12 protein-coding genes and 1 tRNA gene are annotated in these 15,948 nt (G+C 56.0%); all 13 read left to right on the forward strand.

Annotation, left to right across the window (positions count from 1 at the left end; genetic code table 11):
- A partial coding sequence (locus tag FJY67_07695; GenBank protein MBM3329338.1) for a transposase occupies positions 1-148 on the forward strand: 148 nt, incomplete at its 5' end.
- A 270-nt stretch (positions 149-418) separates the two neighbouring features.
- On the forward strand, positions 419-562 hold the full coding sequence (locus FJY67_07700; protein MBM3329339.1) for a type II toxin-antitoxin system HicB family antitoxin: 144 nt from the start codon (positions 419-421) through the stop codon (positions 560-562).
- Positions 563-672: 110 nt separating this feature from the next.
- Positions 673-3,327 carry an alanine--tRNA ligase gene (gene alaS / locus FJY67_07705; GenBank protein ID MBM3329340.1) on the forward strand — a complete coding sequence of 885 codons (2,655 nt, stop codon included), beginning with the start codon at positions 673-675 and terminating at the stop codon, positions 3,325-3,327.
- A gap of 168 nt (positions 3,328-3,495) precedes the next feature.
- Positions 3,496-4,335, forward strand: coding sequence for a geranylgeranylglyceryl/heptaprenylglyceryl phosphate synthase (locus FJY67_07710; protein ID MBM3329341.1), 840 nt, complete (start codon positions 3,496-3,498; stop codon positions 4,333-4,335).
- Positions 4,332-5,171: a deoxyribonuclease IV gene (locus FJY67_07715; GenBank protein ID MBM3329342.1), complete on the forward strand. Its 840-nt coding sequence runs from the start codon at positions 4,332-4,334 to the stop codon at positions 5,169-5,171. The genes FJY67_07710 and FJY67_07715 overlap by 4 nt, the downstream gene beginning before the upstream one ends.
- 10 nt (positions 5,172-5,181) lie before the next feature.
- Positions 5,182-6,213, forward strand: a complete 1,032-nt coding sequence (locus tag FJY67_07720) for a glycosyltransferase family 9 protein (GenBank protein ID MBM3329343.1) — start codon at positions 5,182-5,184, stop codon at positions 6,211-6,213.
- Positions 6,210-7,427 (forward strand): O-antigen ligase family protein, encoded by a 1,218-nt coding sequence (locus FJY67_07725; protein ID MBM3329344.1) that lies wholly within the window; start codon positions 6,210-6,212, stop codon positions 7,425-7,427. The genes FJY67_07720 and FJY67_07725 overlap by 4 nt, the downstream gene beginning before the upstream one ends.
- Positions 7,420-8,208, forward strand: a complete 789-nt coding sequence (locus FJY67_07730) for a glycosyltransferase family 2 protein (protein ID MBM3329345.1) — start codon at positions 7,420-7,422, stop codon at positions 8,206-8,208. The genes FJY67_07725 and FJY67_07730 overlap by 8 nt, the downstream gene beginning before the upstream one ends.
- Positions 8,205-10,877 (forward strand): DNA mismatch repair protein MutS, encoded by a 2,673-nt coding sequence (gene mutS, locus FJY67_07735; GenBank protein MBM3329346.1) that lies wholly within the window; start codon positions 8,205-8,207, stop codon positions 10,875-10,877. The genes FJY67_07730 and mutS overlap by 4 nt, the downstream gene beginning before the upstream one ends.
- 118 nt (positions 10,878-10,995) lie before the next feature.
- Positions 10,996-12,294, forward strand: a complete 1,299-nt coding sequence (locus FJY67_07740) for a hypothetical protein (protein MBM3329347.1) — start codon at positions 10,996-10,998, stop codon at positions 12,292-12,294.
- A complete protein-coding gene (locus tag FJY67_07745; protein ID MBM3329348.1) occupies positions 12,287-15,433 on the forward strand; it encodes a hypothetical protein in 3,147 nt (1,048 codons plus the stop codon). Before FJY67_07740 ends, FJY67_07745 begins: the two co-directional genes overlap by 8 nt.
- Positions 15,434-15,463: 30 nt before the next feature.
- On the forward strand, positions 15,464-15,718 hold the full coding sequence (locus FJY67_07750; GenBank protein ID MBM3329349.1) for a hypothetical protein: 255 nt from the start codon (positions 15,464-15,466) through the stop codon (positions 15,716-15,718).
- A gap of 88 nt (positions 15,719-15,806) precedes the next feature.
- Positions 15,807-15,884: transfer RNA gene (locus tag FJY67_07755), tRNA-Val, on the forward strand.
- The last annotated feature ends 64 nt before the right edge of the window (positions 15,885-15,948 follow it).

Below are 15,948 nucleotides of genomic sequence, written 5' to 3' on the forward strand. Positions count from 1 at the left end.
CTGGGTAGTGGAGGTATCACACTCGTGGCTGAACCGATTCAGAAAGCTGTTGGTTCGCTATGAGAAGAGAACAGCAAGCTATGTGGCCCTAGCGCAATTGGCTTGCGCCATCATTGCCTACAGAAAAATAGGCGTTATTTACGGATAAACACTTAAGATAACTTCAGTCTTGCGTCTGCACCGTCTAATGACCATTGAAGTCAGCGGTATCCTGCGCGAAGTAGGCAGAATCGATACCGGAAGATTTGAGGATATAAAAGCAAAACTAATGTGGCTGTTTCAACTGCGCCGGCAACTCTGAGTTACGCTTGCAGCCCTGCAATCTGTAGATAATGATTTAATCACTTGCGCAGTAGCAAGCAGATGAAAGGCACCAAATGAACAAAACCTTCCCCTATCAAATCGCGATTTCACCCTCATTGTCGAGCGCGACCCCGAGAGCGGTTGGCTTGTGGGCGAGATCGTCGAATTACCTGGCTGTTTAACGGAAGCGCCCGATTTTCAAGCGCTTGATTCGGCGATTCGCGAAGCAATCGACCTTTATCTGGAAGTAGTGGCATAGTTTGGCACTGCCGATTGGTGCACCTGGATTCCCGCTTCCGCGGGAATGACGCATCAGCATCAGCATTAGCATTGGCATCATCATTAGTCATCGTTCATTAGTCATTGACCATTAACCCCTCCCATATCCGCTCTCAATTCCTTGAGTTCTTTCGCGAACGGGGGCACGAGGTCGTCCCGTCGGCTCCGGTGGTGCCGCACGGCGACCCGACATTGCTCTTCACCAACGCCGGAATGAACCAGTTCAAGGACGTCTTCCTCGGCACCGGAAGTCGCCCCTGGTCGCGCGCGGTCGATTCCCAAAAGTGCATCCGCGTCTCCGGCAAACACAACGACCTTGAGGAAGTCGGCCCTTCACCGTCGCACCACACTTTCTTCGAGATGCTCGGCAACTGGTCGTTCGGCGACTACTACAAACGCGAAGCCATCCGATGGGCATGGGATCTCCTAACCACCGTATGGGATCTGGACAAGGATCGCCTCTATGCAACAGTCTTTGCCGGTGACGATCAGGTCGGATTCGATCAGGATGCCTACGACATCTGGAAGGACGAGATCGGCCTGCCTGCGACTCGCATCTCTCGTCACAGCCGCAAGGACAACTTCTGGGAGATGGGGGAGGTCGGTCCTTGCGGACCCTGTTCGGAATTGCACTACGACTTCGGATCCGACTTCTGCCGCAAAGGAGGTGAACAGGGGCACGTCTGCGCGGTCAACGGCGATTGCGGTCGGATCGTCGAACTTTGGAACCTCGTCTTTATCCAATACCGCCGCGACGAGAGTGGAATACTGCACTCGCTACCGAACAAACATGTCGATACCGGCGCCGGATTCGAACGCATCTTGAAGGCTCTCGAAGGCGTCCCCTCCAATTACGAGACCTCAATCTTCAAGCCATTGATCGAAGCCGTTGCGCAGATTTCCGGTGTGCCCTATGCGCGGGACAACTCCGGAATTCCTCACCGCGTCATAGCCGACCACATCCGGATGCTGTCGTTTGCCATAGCCGACGGGGTGCTGCCCTCCAACGATGGCCGAGGCTACGTTGTGCGTCGTGTCCTCCGTCGCGCCGCGCGGTATGCGCGGACCTTAGGCCTTGAAGAACCGTTCCTTCGTTCACTGTTGCCGGCGCTGATCGACTCCATGGGCGACGCTTATCCGGAACTAAGCAAGCGGTTTCACCATATAGAAGGGGTGCTCAAGAGTGAGGAAGAGTCCTTCAGCCGGACCTTGGGACGCGGCCTCGAACTCTTCGGGGAGGCGATATCCCGATTGAACTCCGCAAGGATCGGCGCCTTCCCCGGCGATGAAGCCTTCAAACTCTACGACACCTATGGCTTCCCCCTCGACCTGACCGAACTAATGGCGCGCGAACGAGGTCTGACGGTCGATATCGACCGCTTTGACCAGTTGATGGCCGCCCAACGTGATTTGGCACGTGGTGAGCGAAAGTTCGCAGCTTCGTCTGGTGAATGGGAGCCCGGACTCATTACCGAATTCACTGGCTATAAGGACTGGCAGCAATCGGTTGAGGCCCGCATACTTGCTGTTCGACGCGAAGGCGAAGCCGTCGAATTGGTTACAGAACAGACTCCCTTCTACAGCGAGTCGGGTGGACAGATCTCAGATGCCGGATCAGTTGCCATTGACGGGCATCGTGGTCAGGTAGTGGAAGTGAAACGGCTGGGCGCCTTCGTTGTTCATCGGGTCGAAGGCTTCACCGGTTCGCTTCAAGTTGGTGACTCGTTGACCTTGGAAGTCAACACCGATCTTCGCCGCCAAACGCAGTATAACCACACCGGAACACACCTGATCCACAAGGCCCTGCGAAGATTGGTTGGGCCGCATTGCAACCAGGCCGGTTCGCTCGTCGCGCCTGACCGTCTTCGGTTCGACTTTACGCACCACGAAAGGCTAACCGAAGAGCAGATTGCTACCCTCGAAGACGAGGTCAACTCTGCCATCCGGACCGATTACCCGGTCGAGTGGTATGAAGTGCCCTACAAGGAGGCTATCGCCTCCGGCATTACTGCGCTCTTCGGCGAAAAGTATGGCGACATCGTTCGCGTAGTTGATATCGGCGGCAGTCGAGGTTCCGATTCCTATTCCCGTGAACTATGCGGCGGCTGCCATGTCTCCCGCACCGGCGAAATAGGGCTCTTCCGGATCGTCACCGAGGAAGCCGCCTCGGCTGGAGTGCGCCGAATCGTCGCTGTAACTGGCGAGCACGCACTCAACTGGGCGCGCGATGAGCATCGTCAACTCGAAGCCGTCCAGGACATCGTCGGATCGCGCGGCTCAAGCCCGGTCGAGAAGTTGCGGAAGACAATCGCCGAAAAGAAGGCGCTCGAAAAGGATCTGGAGCAACTCCTCGGCTTGTGGGCAGCCGGCGAAGCCGCGCAACTGCTCGCCGCAGCAACTCCCATCGAAGGCGTCGCCGTCGTTCGCAAGCAGTATGACCGGCTCGATGTCGAGCGTCTCAAGATGGTCGGCGATGCAATACGCAGTCAGAACCCCAAAGCCGCAGCACTGCTCGTCAGTGCGGGTGAGAACGGCGCCGGGCAACTGGTCTGTGTCGTAGGCGATGATGCGATCCGGACGACCAGGCTGAAGGCAGGCGAACTTGTCGGTCAGGCGGCGAGATTGGCCGGCGGCGGCGGCGGTGGGCGGCCGCATATGGCAACCGCCGGGACGAAGACGCCGGAACTGCTGGGGGAGGCTGTGAGAGGATTTGAAGGGCTTGCACGGAATGCCCTAATAAACTGAAACCCTGTAAATCTGGAAACTTAAATGCCGCGCTTTGAGTACGCCATTGTGGAAGCCGGCACCCTTAGCGGCTGGAAGATTTCTTATCCCGACCATGATGAGAAGGTGAAATGTGATCTCATGCCGGTTCTTGTCCAACTCGGATCCGCAGGCTGGGAACGGGTGACAATGACCGATGAGGTGGGCGGCTTGCCTCGCCGTCTCTTTTACAAGCGTGCTCACAGCGATAAGGCATTGACGCTCGCCGACCGCCTTTTCTCCCCTGAAGGGCATTGTCACCTCTGGTTGCTGCTCGACCCTGACGCGCAAAGCACGGACGAACTGGCGCGCATCGCCTCAGAGGGTGAGTCTGCTGGAGTATCTGTCATCCTGATCGGCGGCAGTTTCATCGCCCATGACGGCTTCGATGATGCTGTTCGTGCGGTAAAGGCGAAGGTCCACATTCCGGTGCTCCTCTTTCCCGGCAGTTCCCGTCAGATTTCACCTCACGCCGACGGCGTGCTCTTCATGTCGCTCCTGTCGGGACGCAATCCACAGTATTTGATCGGCGAGCAAGTGATGGCCGCGCCGATCATTAAGCGGCTTGGGCTGCCCGTCCTTCCGATGGCTTATTTGCTGATTGAGTCGGGGCGGATGACCTCGGCTGAGTTCGTCTCCGACACCAAGCCGATTCCTCGCGACAAGTCAGGTCTTGCTGCAGCACACGCTATGGCGGCCGAACTCTTCGGCATGCAGGCGGTCTATCTTGAGGCCGGATCCGGCGCCGAACAACCCGTTCCGTCGGAGATGATCCGCGCCGTCGTGCAGAGTGTATCCATTCCCATTATCGTCGGCGGCGGCATCACATCTCCGTCATTGGCGAAAGAAGCCGCTGAAGCCGGCGCAAGCGCCATCGTCATTGGGACGGCGGTGGAGCAAAACGGCTCATCTCTGCTGGGCAGGATTGCAGACGCTATCGCCACCATTCCCAATCCAAAATCCAAAATCCAAAATCCCAAATCTATATGATCCTCGGCGCACACGTCTCTACCGCTGGAGGCGTCAGCAAAGGCACCCTTGAGGCTGCCGAGTTAGGCGTTCCGGCAATCCAGATATTCTCGAAGAACCAGCACCAGTGGAACGCCAAGCCGTTTGAAGATAAGGAATTGGCAAAGTGGTTCGACGGCTTGAAGGCTAACGGCGTGACTCATGCCGTCTCCCATGCCGCATACCTTATAAACCTCTGCGCCCCCGATGCTGATATTCATGCCCGTTCGCTTTCCGCTTTCCTCGACGAACTGGTTCGCGGCGATCAGTTAGGACTCGTCGGTGTCGTCCTTCATCCTGGCTCGCATATGAAAACCGGCGAAGAGAACGGTCTCCAGAAGATTGCCGACTCCCTTAGGCGCATCTTTGACCAGCATCCCGACGGCAAGGCTCTCTGCCTGCTCGAAGTGACCGCCGGACAAGGCAGTCACCTGGGCTATCGCTTCGAACACATTGCCGAACTGCTTCGCCGGGTCAACGCGCCTTCCCGGATGGGCGTCTGTTTAGACACCTGCCATATTCACTCCGCCGGTTACGATTGGACCTCCAGTGACGGCTACGAGCAAGTCTTCACCGAGTTTGACAAAGTCGTTGGGCTGGAACAGATTAAGTGCTTTCACTTGAACGATTCGAAGAAAGCCCTCGGCAGCCGTGTTGACCGCCATGAGCATATCGGCGATGGCACCATAGGCGCTTCCCCATTCAAGCGTCTGCTCGAAGATCGCCGGTTCAGGGACATTCCCGGCTTGCTCGAGACCCCTGGCGAGACCGCCGACTATGCGCGCAACCTCGCGACACTAAAGGCGCTGCTCGATTAGAGTTGCACACTTGCCTTATCGGGCAATCGACCTCGCGGCGCTCCTAACCGGCGCCCGAATACTGATCATCCAGTTGCGGGCGATGGGGGATTCCGTCCTGGCAACGCCGATCATCCGCTTTCTCTATTCAGAGCGCCCCGATCTACGCATCGACATCCTCCTTGAGGCACTTCCGGCATCGGCATTAGGCCACAATCCTCACGTAAACGAAGTCATCATCGCACCATCGCGGGGCAGCGGTCTATCCCGCTACCTGCCGCTCGTCCGGAAACTGCAGTATAACAGGTACGACCTCGTCCTGGATTTCCTCTCCACGCCCGGATCGGCATTACTCACGCGTTTGACGGGCGCTCCACTCCGGGCTGGTTGGGCTTTACCGGGCCGGTTCGGCAGTTACAACCATGCCATTGTTCCTCCGACGACTCTAGAGTACGCCGTTAGGTCCAAGATGCGTTTCTTCAGGAGCCGCAGACTGGATGATGTACCTGAAGATGATATGCTTCCCGTGGTCTATCCCGGAACCGAAGATAGAGAATGGGCAAAAGTACGCCTCCAGAGCCTGCACATTGGCGGGAGATTGACACTTGCACTGGCACCTTTCTGCAAGCGCGAGCATCGTCAGTGGCCTTTGACTTGCTGGACGAGTCTTTGTGATTCGCTGCAACGACGTTATAGGTGCCGGTTCCTACTCTTTGCCGCAGACGCCGAACGTGACTATCTTATAAGTTTGGAGCGGGCGTTAGGCGAATCCGTCAGTTGGGCAGGTTCACCCGATCCGCTAAAGGCTGCAGCGTTGATGCAACATACAACTCTGCTTTTATCCGGTGAAAACGGGCTCTTGCATCTTGGCATTGCGTCCGATATACCGGCGTGGGCCGTCTTCGCGGGTAAAGACGCCCCCGAGCAATGGCTTCCCGGTATTCCATCGCGCTCTCTGGGTGTTGACCTTCGAATTGACCGTAATGAAAAAGCAGGATTAGATATCGCACTCACCTCGGCTATTAAATTCATCGAGCACCATCTTCCCGGTTTGGGCCATTGAGTCGTATATCTGCCGAGCAGACCGCTCTTGCCCTCATCGCGTTTGCGATGCCGATCTCGATCGCTGCAGCAAACCTTGCGCTCGGGTTTGGGCTGCTTCTTGCGTTGTGGCGGATAGTCGAAGTTGATCCCGGCAGAAGCCGATTGGGGGGACTATTCGGGATTATGCTCCTCATCTTCTTGGTAGTCCACTTTACTGCTATGCTTCTGTCGAACTACCCGGTTCATTTAAAGCACTGGTTTGAAAAGCGCTGGGTGCTTGCCGCATTCGTCGTCCCGGTAGTTCTTATTCGTGATCAACTTTCCGGGGAGCGCGCGCTCTATTTGGTCATGATCGGCGGACTACTGGCAGCGATTCTGGCACTTGTCCAGAATGCTTTCGGTTGGGATCCCGTGCGGGATCAGTTCATGGAGTATCACGGTGGCGGAAGCATGGCCATAGGCCCTTTCAATCATCACCTGACCTATGGGGGCGCGGCGATGATTGTTGCCCTGCTGGCGCTTGCTCGGTTCCCGTTCGGCGGGAGTCGGGTCGATCTTCTGCGCGCCTTTTTTGCCATCATCTTATCTGCCCTGGGACTATATGTCAGTTTTGCGCGCAGCGCGTTGGTCGGCTTCGGAGTTGGTGCACTTGGCTTCGTCCTGCTTGCACCACGAAAGTTGCGTTATTGGGCATTGGGTGCACTGGTCACCGGCGGAGCGGCACTCCTCGCTCTTGTTCCCGGAATGCTTACTCGTTTCACCTATATCTTTCAAGGCGAAGGCGTCGGTGAAGGCCCTCGATTGGCACTCGTTAGATCGTCCCTCCGCATTATCAGGGAATATCCGCTTCTTGGCGTCGGTGCCGGCAATTGGCGCGAAGCGTTCTTCCAGTATGGCGCTTCTGGACGCTATCCGAGCATTGCCCATCCGCACAGCGATCTCCTCTCGATTGCTGTCGATGGCGGACTGATTTCGCTAACGTTATTCATTGCCGTTTGGGTCATCTTCTTCGCCCGGATGATTCGCTGGCGACCGGATGATAACCTCGCCGGTGAATCCCATTCAGGAGAGTCTATAGTCCGCAAGAGCGCATTAATGGTCGTGCCTGCAATCTTCACCGCCGGGCTTTTTCAAAACTACTTAACCGACGCTGAAGTTGCCAACATACTCTGGTTTGTCGTCGGGACGGCGCTGGCAGTCGAATCGTCAAGCCGGGCTCCAGTCCGTGGCTGATCTTTCGGTAGCGATGATCGCATTCAACGAAGCCGCTCATCTCCCGCGCTCACTTGGCAGTGTCTGCTGGGCCGATCAACTTGTCCTAATCGATAGTTCTTCGACCGATACCACAGCCGAAGTCGGTTCAGCGCTCGGCGCCGAAGTTGAGACGCTTCCCAATCATCCCAACCTCAACCTGAACAAGAATGCCGCCATAGACCGCTGTCGATGCGAGTGGATATTGGTGCTCGACGCAGATGAAGTTGTTTCCGACGAACTTGCTGGTGAGATCCGCAGAGTCATTTCGCATCCCAATGCTGTCGGCTACTGCCTTCCACGACGCAACCATGTTATGGGCCGCGCTCTTAGATTCGGAAGTCAATATCCCGATTGGCAATTGCGCCTATTCCGGCGCAACAAAGGGCGATTTCCCGCGGATCACATCCATGAGACGATCAAAATTGAAGGCCGAGTAGGTCGGCTGGAAAATCCCCTTTATCATTATCCCTATGTTTCCGTTGAGGCACTCTCACGCAAGGGACTTAGGGATGCCGCTTTCGAAGCCCGTCACTTGTTTTCGAAAGGCCGCCGAGCGTCGCTGCTCAAGTTCTATTACCAGTGCTCCCTCAAAGCCAATCTCCGCTTCTTCCGACGCTACATCCTGAAAGGCGGCTTTCTCGACGGCGTTCCCGGTCTGATGATGGCTTCGTTCGATGCCTGGAATACGGTTCTTAGATGGTTACTGCTCTGGGAAATGGAGCAGGTTGACAACTCTATGAAGCCACCGAGTTCTCAATGACCACCTCACGAGATGTCAGCCGGACGCCGCTCCTCGAGCAGTTTTCCGCTATTAAGAAGAAGTTCCCTGATTCGATCCTCTTCTATCGAATGGGCGACTTTTATGAGATGTTTTATGACGACGCAGTGATTGGATCGGAAATCCTCGGCATTCGCCTTACCTCTCGCGCCCATGGCAAAGGTGTCAATGTGCCCCTGGCCGGATTTCCCTACCATCAACTTGATACCTATCTCACCCGAATGGTCGATGCCGGCCGGCGGGTGGTCATCGTCGAACAAGTTGAAGATCCCAAGAAAGCCAAGGGCCTTGTCAAGCGCGATGTCGTCCGTGTCGTTACCGCAGGGACGAATCCTGCGCTGCTTGAAGACGGAGATCTTGCACCAGCCCGCATAGCCGCGATGATTCACCAGGGAGACACATACGGCTATGCCTGGGCTGAACTCGCCGGCAGCAGCATTTCGGCCGGGACTTTTACCTTGCCGGAACTGCATCGCCTTGCGTTGCGTCTGGAGCCGGTTGAACTGATCATCCCCGCCTCCACCACCGAACTCGGCCCGGCACCGGAAAAGAACCGCACCGGTCAATCCGTTAGCCGGCTGGAAGACTGGATTTGGGAAGATGAGTTCGCTCGCCGAACACTTACCGGTCACTTCGATACCGTTAACCTCAAAGGCTTCGGTCTTGAAGGTGAACCCGCCGCGCTGGCTGCTGCAGGCGCTTTGCTTTACTACCTTAAACAGAACCTGCGCGCCGATCCGTCGCATATCACACGCCTTGTTCGTGCTGATGTTGGGCACAACCTTTTGATCGAGACCTCTACCCGACGAAACCTCGAACTGACACACTCGCTCTCCGGCAATCCCCGGGCAACACTCATCTCGGTTATCGACCGCACCGTTACCCCCTCCGGTCGAAGGCTACTTTTCAGCCGTCTCCTCGAACCCCTCGCCGATATAAACTTGATCGACGAGCGACTCGATGCGGTTGGAGAAATCACCCGACGCGAACGCGAGCGGGAATCTGTTCGTCAATTGCTTAAACGGTCTGGCGACATCCAGCGCATGCTGGCCCGACTTGCGACCGCACGAGGATCGCCCCGCGATCTCACAGCGCTTGCCGCCACTCTTGAGATGCTGCCAGTTCTTCAGCAGTTAACTACTGCCTTTCGCAGCGAGTTGATCCGCGCCTGGGCGGGACGTATCTCCGTATGCGCTGATATTGCATCGTTAATACGAAATGCAATCACCGACGAACCGCCGCTGCTCGCTTCCGAAGGCGGAGTTATCCGCGACGGCTATGACCGTCAAATCGACGACCTCCGGAGCGTCGAAACCAGTGGCAAGTCATTTCTCGAAGACCTTGAGAGCCGAGAGCGCAAAGCAACCGGTATCCCGAATCTTCGCGTCGGTTTCAATCGCGTCTTCGGTTACTATATCGAAATCACCCGTTCGCATCAAGGTAAGGTTCCGAGCCGCTACGAACGGCGCCAAACGCTGACCGGCGCCGAACGCTACACCCTCCCCGAATTGAAGGATTACGAAGAGAAAATCCTCACTGCGACCGACCAGATTCGGGAACGAGAAATCGAACTCTACGGAGTCATTGTATCCCGGGTTTTGGAGAGCGCTGCTACGCTGCAAGAGAATGCCGCCGCGCTTGCTGAATTCGACTTCCTTACCTCGCTCGCTCAACTTGCCATGGATGAGCGCTTTCATCGACCGACTCTTACAGACGATGACACGCTTGAGATCGTCGAAGGACGTCATCCGGTCGTTGACCGACTCCTGCCGGCAGGTGAGACTTTTATCCCCAATGACACCTCGTTGGGCGGCAATGGACCGCGAATCGCCATTGTGACTGGTCCCAATATGGCCGGTAAGTCAACGTATCTGCGCCAGACCGGGATCATTGTTATTCTGGCTCAAATGGGCTCTTTCATCCCCGCGAAGTCAGCCCGGATCGGAGTCGTAGATCGCCTCTTCACCCGCATCGGCGCACTCGACAACCTTGCCGGTGGTGAATCGACCTTCCTTGTAGAAATGCAAGAGACAGCTGCAATACTCAACAATGCTACATCCCGTTCACTGGTTCTATTCGATGAAGTGGGAAGGGGGACTTCGACCTTTGACGGACTCTCCATCGCCTGGTCGATTATCGAGTATCTGCACGAAACGCCGCGCCTACGCCCGCGAACCCTCTTTGCAACACACTTTCACGAGTTGATCGATCTGGAGAACTATCTTCCCGGCGTCGTCAACCTTAACGTTGCAGTGCGCGAATATGGCGATAAAGTCGTGTTCATGCGAAAGATCGTCCCCGGCGGCAGCGATCACAGTTTCGGGATTCATGTCGCAAGAATGGCCGGTATCCCGCGCGAGGTCATCGAACGCGCCCAGGATGTCCTCGCCAATCTCGAAGCAAATGACCTGAGTCCCACCGTTTCGGTGTCGCCCGATGCCGGAAATGGACGTGTAGATCGTAATACCATTGAGAGCAAGTCTGGAACGAAGCGCCTCCCGGCACGGCACACGGCACAACTCTCGTTCTTCGATCCGTTGGAGCGAAAATTGCGCGAGCGCTTGGAGTCACTTGAGCCGGAGCATCTCTCACCGCTCGAGGCGCATCGGCTGCTGATTGAACTAAAGCAAAGTCTGACGACCAATGACTGATCTCCAGATGCAAGGGGAATGTCGCTCGAGCAATAAGCAATCGATTGTTGCCAAGCCTGCCCAGTGCTCATTAGTCATTGATCATTAGTCATTAACAACTATATTCTTCCCTTGGATCATGTCATCCGAATTTGACGTAACCCTCTATTACATAGCCTTTACGGCTTACTTCGGCGGGTTCGCCTCCTTCAGTTTAAATGCCGCGCTGAAGGGAGCCTTCTGGCATCGTACCGGTGCCGCCCTGATGACCTTCGGGCTGTTGCCGCACACTGCAGCCTTCATCGCCCGCTGGCAGTTGACCGGTCATGTGCCGCTCTCCAACATGTATGAATACATGTCGGCGATGTCGTGGATGGCGGTCCTGACGCTTCTATACGTCTATCGTCGTTATGGCCGCCCCGAGATCGGCACTTTCATTTCGCCTGTCGTCTTCATGCTGATGGTAGCGGGAGCGCTCCTTCCCAAGGAGGCTTCGCAGTCGCTTATGCCTGCTTTGCGAAGTGTCTGGCTAATTATACACGTCGCGCTTGCGGCTCTCGGCGCCGGTTGCTTTCTGGTTTCTTTTGCCGGCAGTTCGATCTATCTCCTGACACGCTATCAGCCACTTGCGAAGAAGCGTGGAGATGCAAAGCCAGATGCTTCGCTAATTTGGAAATTTCTCCTTCTGGGGCCGCTGGCAATCGCACTCGTTGCATCGCTGGTTGGTCTCAAACCTCCGACACCGTCATCGTCATTCGGTCCGGCAGGCGATGCTGTCAACCTCGGTGGCTTTTTCATCTTGACAGGGATGGCATTCCTGCTGGGAACGGCAGTCACGCCGTTTCTATGGCGTCGGCGCAGGGCAGGCGACTCGAGCGGTCTTGGGGGCTGGCTATTCATTGGGCTGTTGACTTGTTTTCTGACCGGTGCGCTTGCCGAGGGGTTGTTGCTAAAAGCCGATTGGCTGCAGTTGACGCATCAACTGCCAACAGCATCCGGCGAATCGGCCAAGTCCGCCTGGCTCATCTTCGAGTTCATCGGCATTGCCTACTTGTTAGGCGCTCTTCTATCTGCCCCAATACTCTCAATTCTATCCCGCGTCAATCGTGATGAGAACCGCAGGCAGATCCTAACACTTGACCTTCTTGACGAGATAGGCTACAAAGCCGCTTCGCTCGGCTACCCACTATACACCGTCGGTGCTCTATTTGCCGGTGCTATCTGGGCTGAGCAGGCCTGGGGACAGTTCTGGAGTTGGGATCCCAAGGAGGTCGGCTCCCTTATTACCTGGCTCTTCTATTCAGGCTACCTTCACGCCCGCTACCAGCACGGCTGGACCGGTTCCCGTGCCGCGATCCTCTCGGTTATTGGATTCCTGATAGTCCTCCTATCTTTCTTCGGCAACTACTTTTTCGGCGGGCTGCACGCTTATGCGTAGCAGTTCGATAGTGCCGGAGTGCAGACGTAAGCGGGCAAGTTCTTCTTGCTCTCTTGTTCACTTGTTCACCTGTCTGCTCCTCGGACTAGTATTCGCATCGGCGCTCACTTATCCAGCCCATGCCCAGTCGTTTGGAAAGAACAAGGTGCAATACACCTACTTCGACTGGGAGTACTTAACCACTGAACATTTCGACATCTACTCCAGTCAAGGCGGTCGGGGTATTGCCGACTTCGCCGCGGAGGTTGCCGAGGAAGCCTATGGCAAACTGGCGCAAAAGTTTCGCTACCCGGCGTCCGGTTTCGGCCCCATCACTCTGATCACCTACAAGTCTCATAACGACTTCGTCCAGACCAATGTAACCGCCGAGCATCAGGAAGAAGGCGTCGGCGGTTTCACCGAGTTCTTGCGGACGAGAGTCGTTGTTCCTTTCGAGGGCGACCACGAGAAGTTCCGGCACGTCATCCACCACGAACTGACTCATGCGATGATGCTTAACCTCTTATTCGGGCAGGGGTTCGGCGCAATCATTTCAGGTGTTTCTCAAGCCCGGCTGCCGTTGTGGTTCACTGAGGGTCTGGCGGAGTATCAATCCCGCGGCGGGCTCGATCTCGAGACCGAAATGTTCCTGCGCGATGCCGTCGTCAATGACAACCTGCCGGAGATCGACGATCTTGACCATTACGGCTACCTCGGTGTCTATAAATGCGGTCAGTCGATCCTCTATTTCATCGCCTGGCGTTACGGCGACGAGAAGATCGGTGAAATCCTCCATCAAGTCAAAGGATTGCGCGATTTCGAGCGCGCCTTGAAGGCCGCCATCGGATTGAACGAAGAAGAACTCTCGAAGAAATGGCGGCGCTGGTTGAAGGAACGTTACTGGCCCCAGGTCGCCGGAACCGACCCGCCCGATCGCAACGCTCATCAGTTGACCGATCACCGCAAGGAAAATTGCTACATAAACAACAGCCCGGCATTGTCGCCGGACGGCGAATACCTGGCTTTCCTCTCAGATCGTTCCGACTTCTTCGACGTCTATCTGATGCGGACGATCGACGGCAAAGTTCTCAAGCGACTGGTGCGTGGTCAACGCACCGGTCAATTCGAGGAACTTCATTGGCTCCGTCCCGGCATCACCTGGTCACCCGATGGTAAGAGGATCGCATTAGCCGCAAAAGCCGGCAAGCGCGACGCGATCTACCTCGTAGATGTCCAGCGCAGCCGGGTCGTCAGGCGCTTCACGTTTGAGTCCGACGGTATCTTCAGTCCCTCTTGGTCTCCAGATGGGGAGTGGATCGCCTTCGTGCGGGTTCTGAATGGCCAGAGCGACATCGCCCTTGTTGAAGTCGCCAACGGACGCCTTGAACTTGTCACCGATGACCTCTTCGATGACGACGATCCTGCCTGGTCGCAAGATGGGGAGCGCATCTTCTTTACCTCCAATCGGGAGTCGGATGTTGCATCGGCGCCGCCCTCCCTGATCAATCGCAACATAAGGATTTTCGAAGTTTACGAGTATTCGAGAAGCGACAGCCTTCTGCAAAAATTGACCTCGGACAGCGCAGTGGCAAGGACTCCGCTATGGACTTCGGATCCGGACAGGCTGCTCTACGTCAGCGATGTTAGCGGAGCCTTCAACATCTATCTGCTCGACCGGAAAACCGGTGAACGCCATGCCATCACCAATCTTGTAACCGGCAGTTTTCAGCCGACAGTCTCGCGACAAGCCGGATCGCTCGCCTTCGCCTCCTACTATGACAACGGCTATGACATCTTTCTTGCCAACGATCCCTTTTCACCCGAATCGCACTTGAAGACGGCGAAATTACCAGCCGCCGAAGGCATACGCAATGCCCGGCTTAAGGACGCTGACATCGCCGGAACCCCGACCGACTATTCGCACTTTGTATTCGATCGCCTCTTGAAGGATAGTGACACTGCTTTCACATCAACCAAAACACCCGATTCTACCAAAATCGCTCACCGCTCGCGCACCGAGGGCGGAAAATGGCCAAGCCACGACTATAGGGTGCAACTATCACCCGACTTGGTCTTCGTCTCAGCCTCTTACAGCCCTTACTTCCGGGCTCAAGGATCCGGGACGCTGCTCTTCTCAGACGTTCTCGGAAACCACCAACTCTATCTGGCTGTCGATCTCAACCGCTCGACCGAAAACTCAAACTTCTTCTCGATGTATCGTTATCTGGCGCGACGAGTCGATCTCGGCTTTGGCGGCTACCATTTTGCCTATCCATTCGATTATGGACGGCTAAGGGACCGTAATTTCGGGTTCTTCGCCGCATCGTCCTATCCGTTCAGTCGCTTCAACCGGGCCGAATTGAGTGCCGAGTATATGGTCGTGGAGCGGTCGGTTTGGGATGGGGAGGACTACCGCCCAAGGTCGCGGCTGACGACCCTTGCGCCGCATCTCGGCATCGTCCACGATACGGGAGTCTGGCACAGTTCGGTCGAGCCGGGCAACGGCTCGCGCTGGCGCCTGGATGGAATCTGGAGTCCAAAGATAGGGAGTGGGCTGGGCGTCGCGTTCCGGACGGGAACCGCTGACTGGCGGTCTTACTTTAAGATCAGGAAGGACTATTCACTGGGCTTAAGGTTCAGCGCCGGTCTATCCGAAGGAGAGAACCCGATGCGGTTTTTTCTTGGCGGGGTGAGCAACTGGATCAATCCCCGCTATGACAATCCTGAAAACGGTATCCTGATAGACAAACTGAACGACATCTACTATTCCAGTTTCGTTGGGCCGCTGCGGGGGGTTGGCTACTACAATCGGACTGGTACTCGTTATTTTGTTAATAACATAGAGTTCCGCTTTCCGTTCATTAGGCACCTAATGTTCGGTTTCCCTTTGCCTGCCTACTTTAGGGACATTAGGGGAGCGCTTTTCACCGATTGGGGATCTGCATGGCTGAATGGAAGAATAAAGGACTGGAATGCTCGGCAGAGGGGCAATTCATACCACGATGGCTATTTGCCTTACAAGACTACCTTCGGCTTTGGCTTCGGCATCCGGATCGATCTCGGTATCTTCCCGCTCCAGTGGGATGTCGCCTGGTCGCCGCATAACAAGGGTAGCGAGATGCGGCCCCAATATTACTTCTCCATCAACACCGGCTTCTAATGCAGAAGTCACATATCGAGGTGAATTGACTTGGCTGATAAACATCACAAGCCGCGGCACTTTCTACCGCCGCTTCATATCAGCCGCACCCAGGTGGCGCTCTACGCCATCGGCGCGGTGCTCCTGATCCTGGGCTATCTCCTAATGTCGATAGGTCCGTGGGATAATCCGCTATCCCGAACCGTAGCCCCACTCATGCTCTTGGTTGTCTATCTGCTCGTCTTCCCTGCGGCGATCCTCTGGGAGGCGCGGCGGCGGAAGCTAAAGTCGGATAGGGAAGGGTAGGAGGTTCCGTTCTCCTCCAGATGTGAGAATCGAAGCGAGACGCATGTTCGATCCTTCAATCCGGGAGTCATCAATTGGAAGCATCTTGGGGCGATTAGCTCAGCCGGTCCAGAGCGCCTGCCTTACACGCAGGAGGTCGTCGGTTCGATCCCGGCATCGCCCACCATTACTCCTGTCATATTGAACGCGTAGGGTCGGATTCCGATCCGGCCAATGACTCGCGTAGCGTT

The sequence above is a fragment of the Calditrichota bacterium genome, from assembly GCA_016867835.1.
In the GTDB taxonomy this organism is placed as follows: Bacteria; Electryoneota; AABM5-125-24; order Hatepunaeales; family Hatepunaeaceae; genus VGIQ01.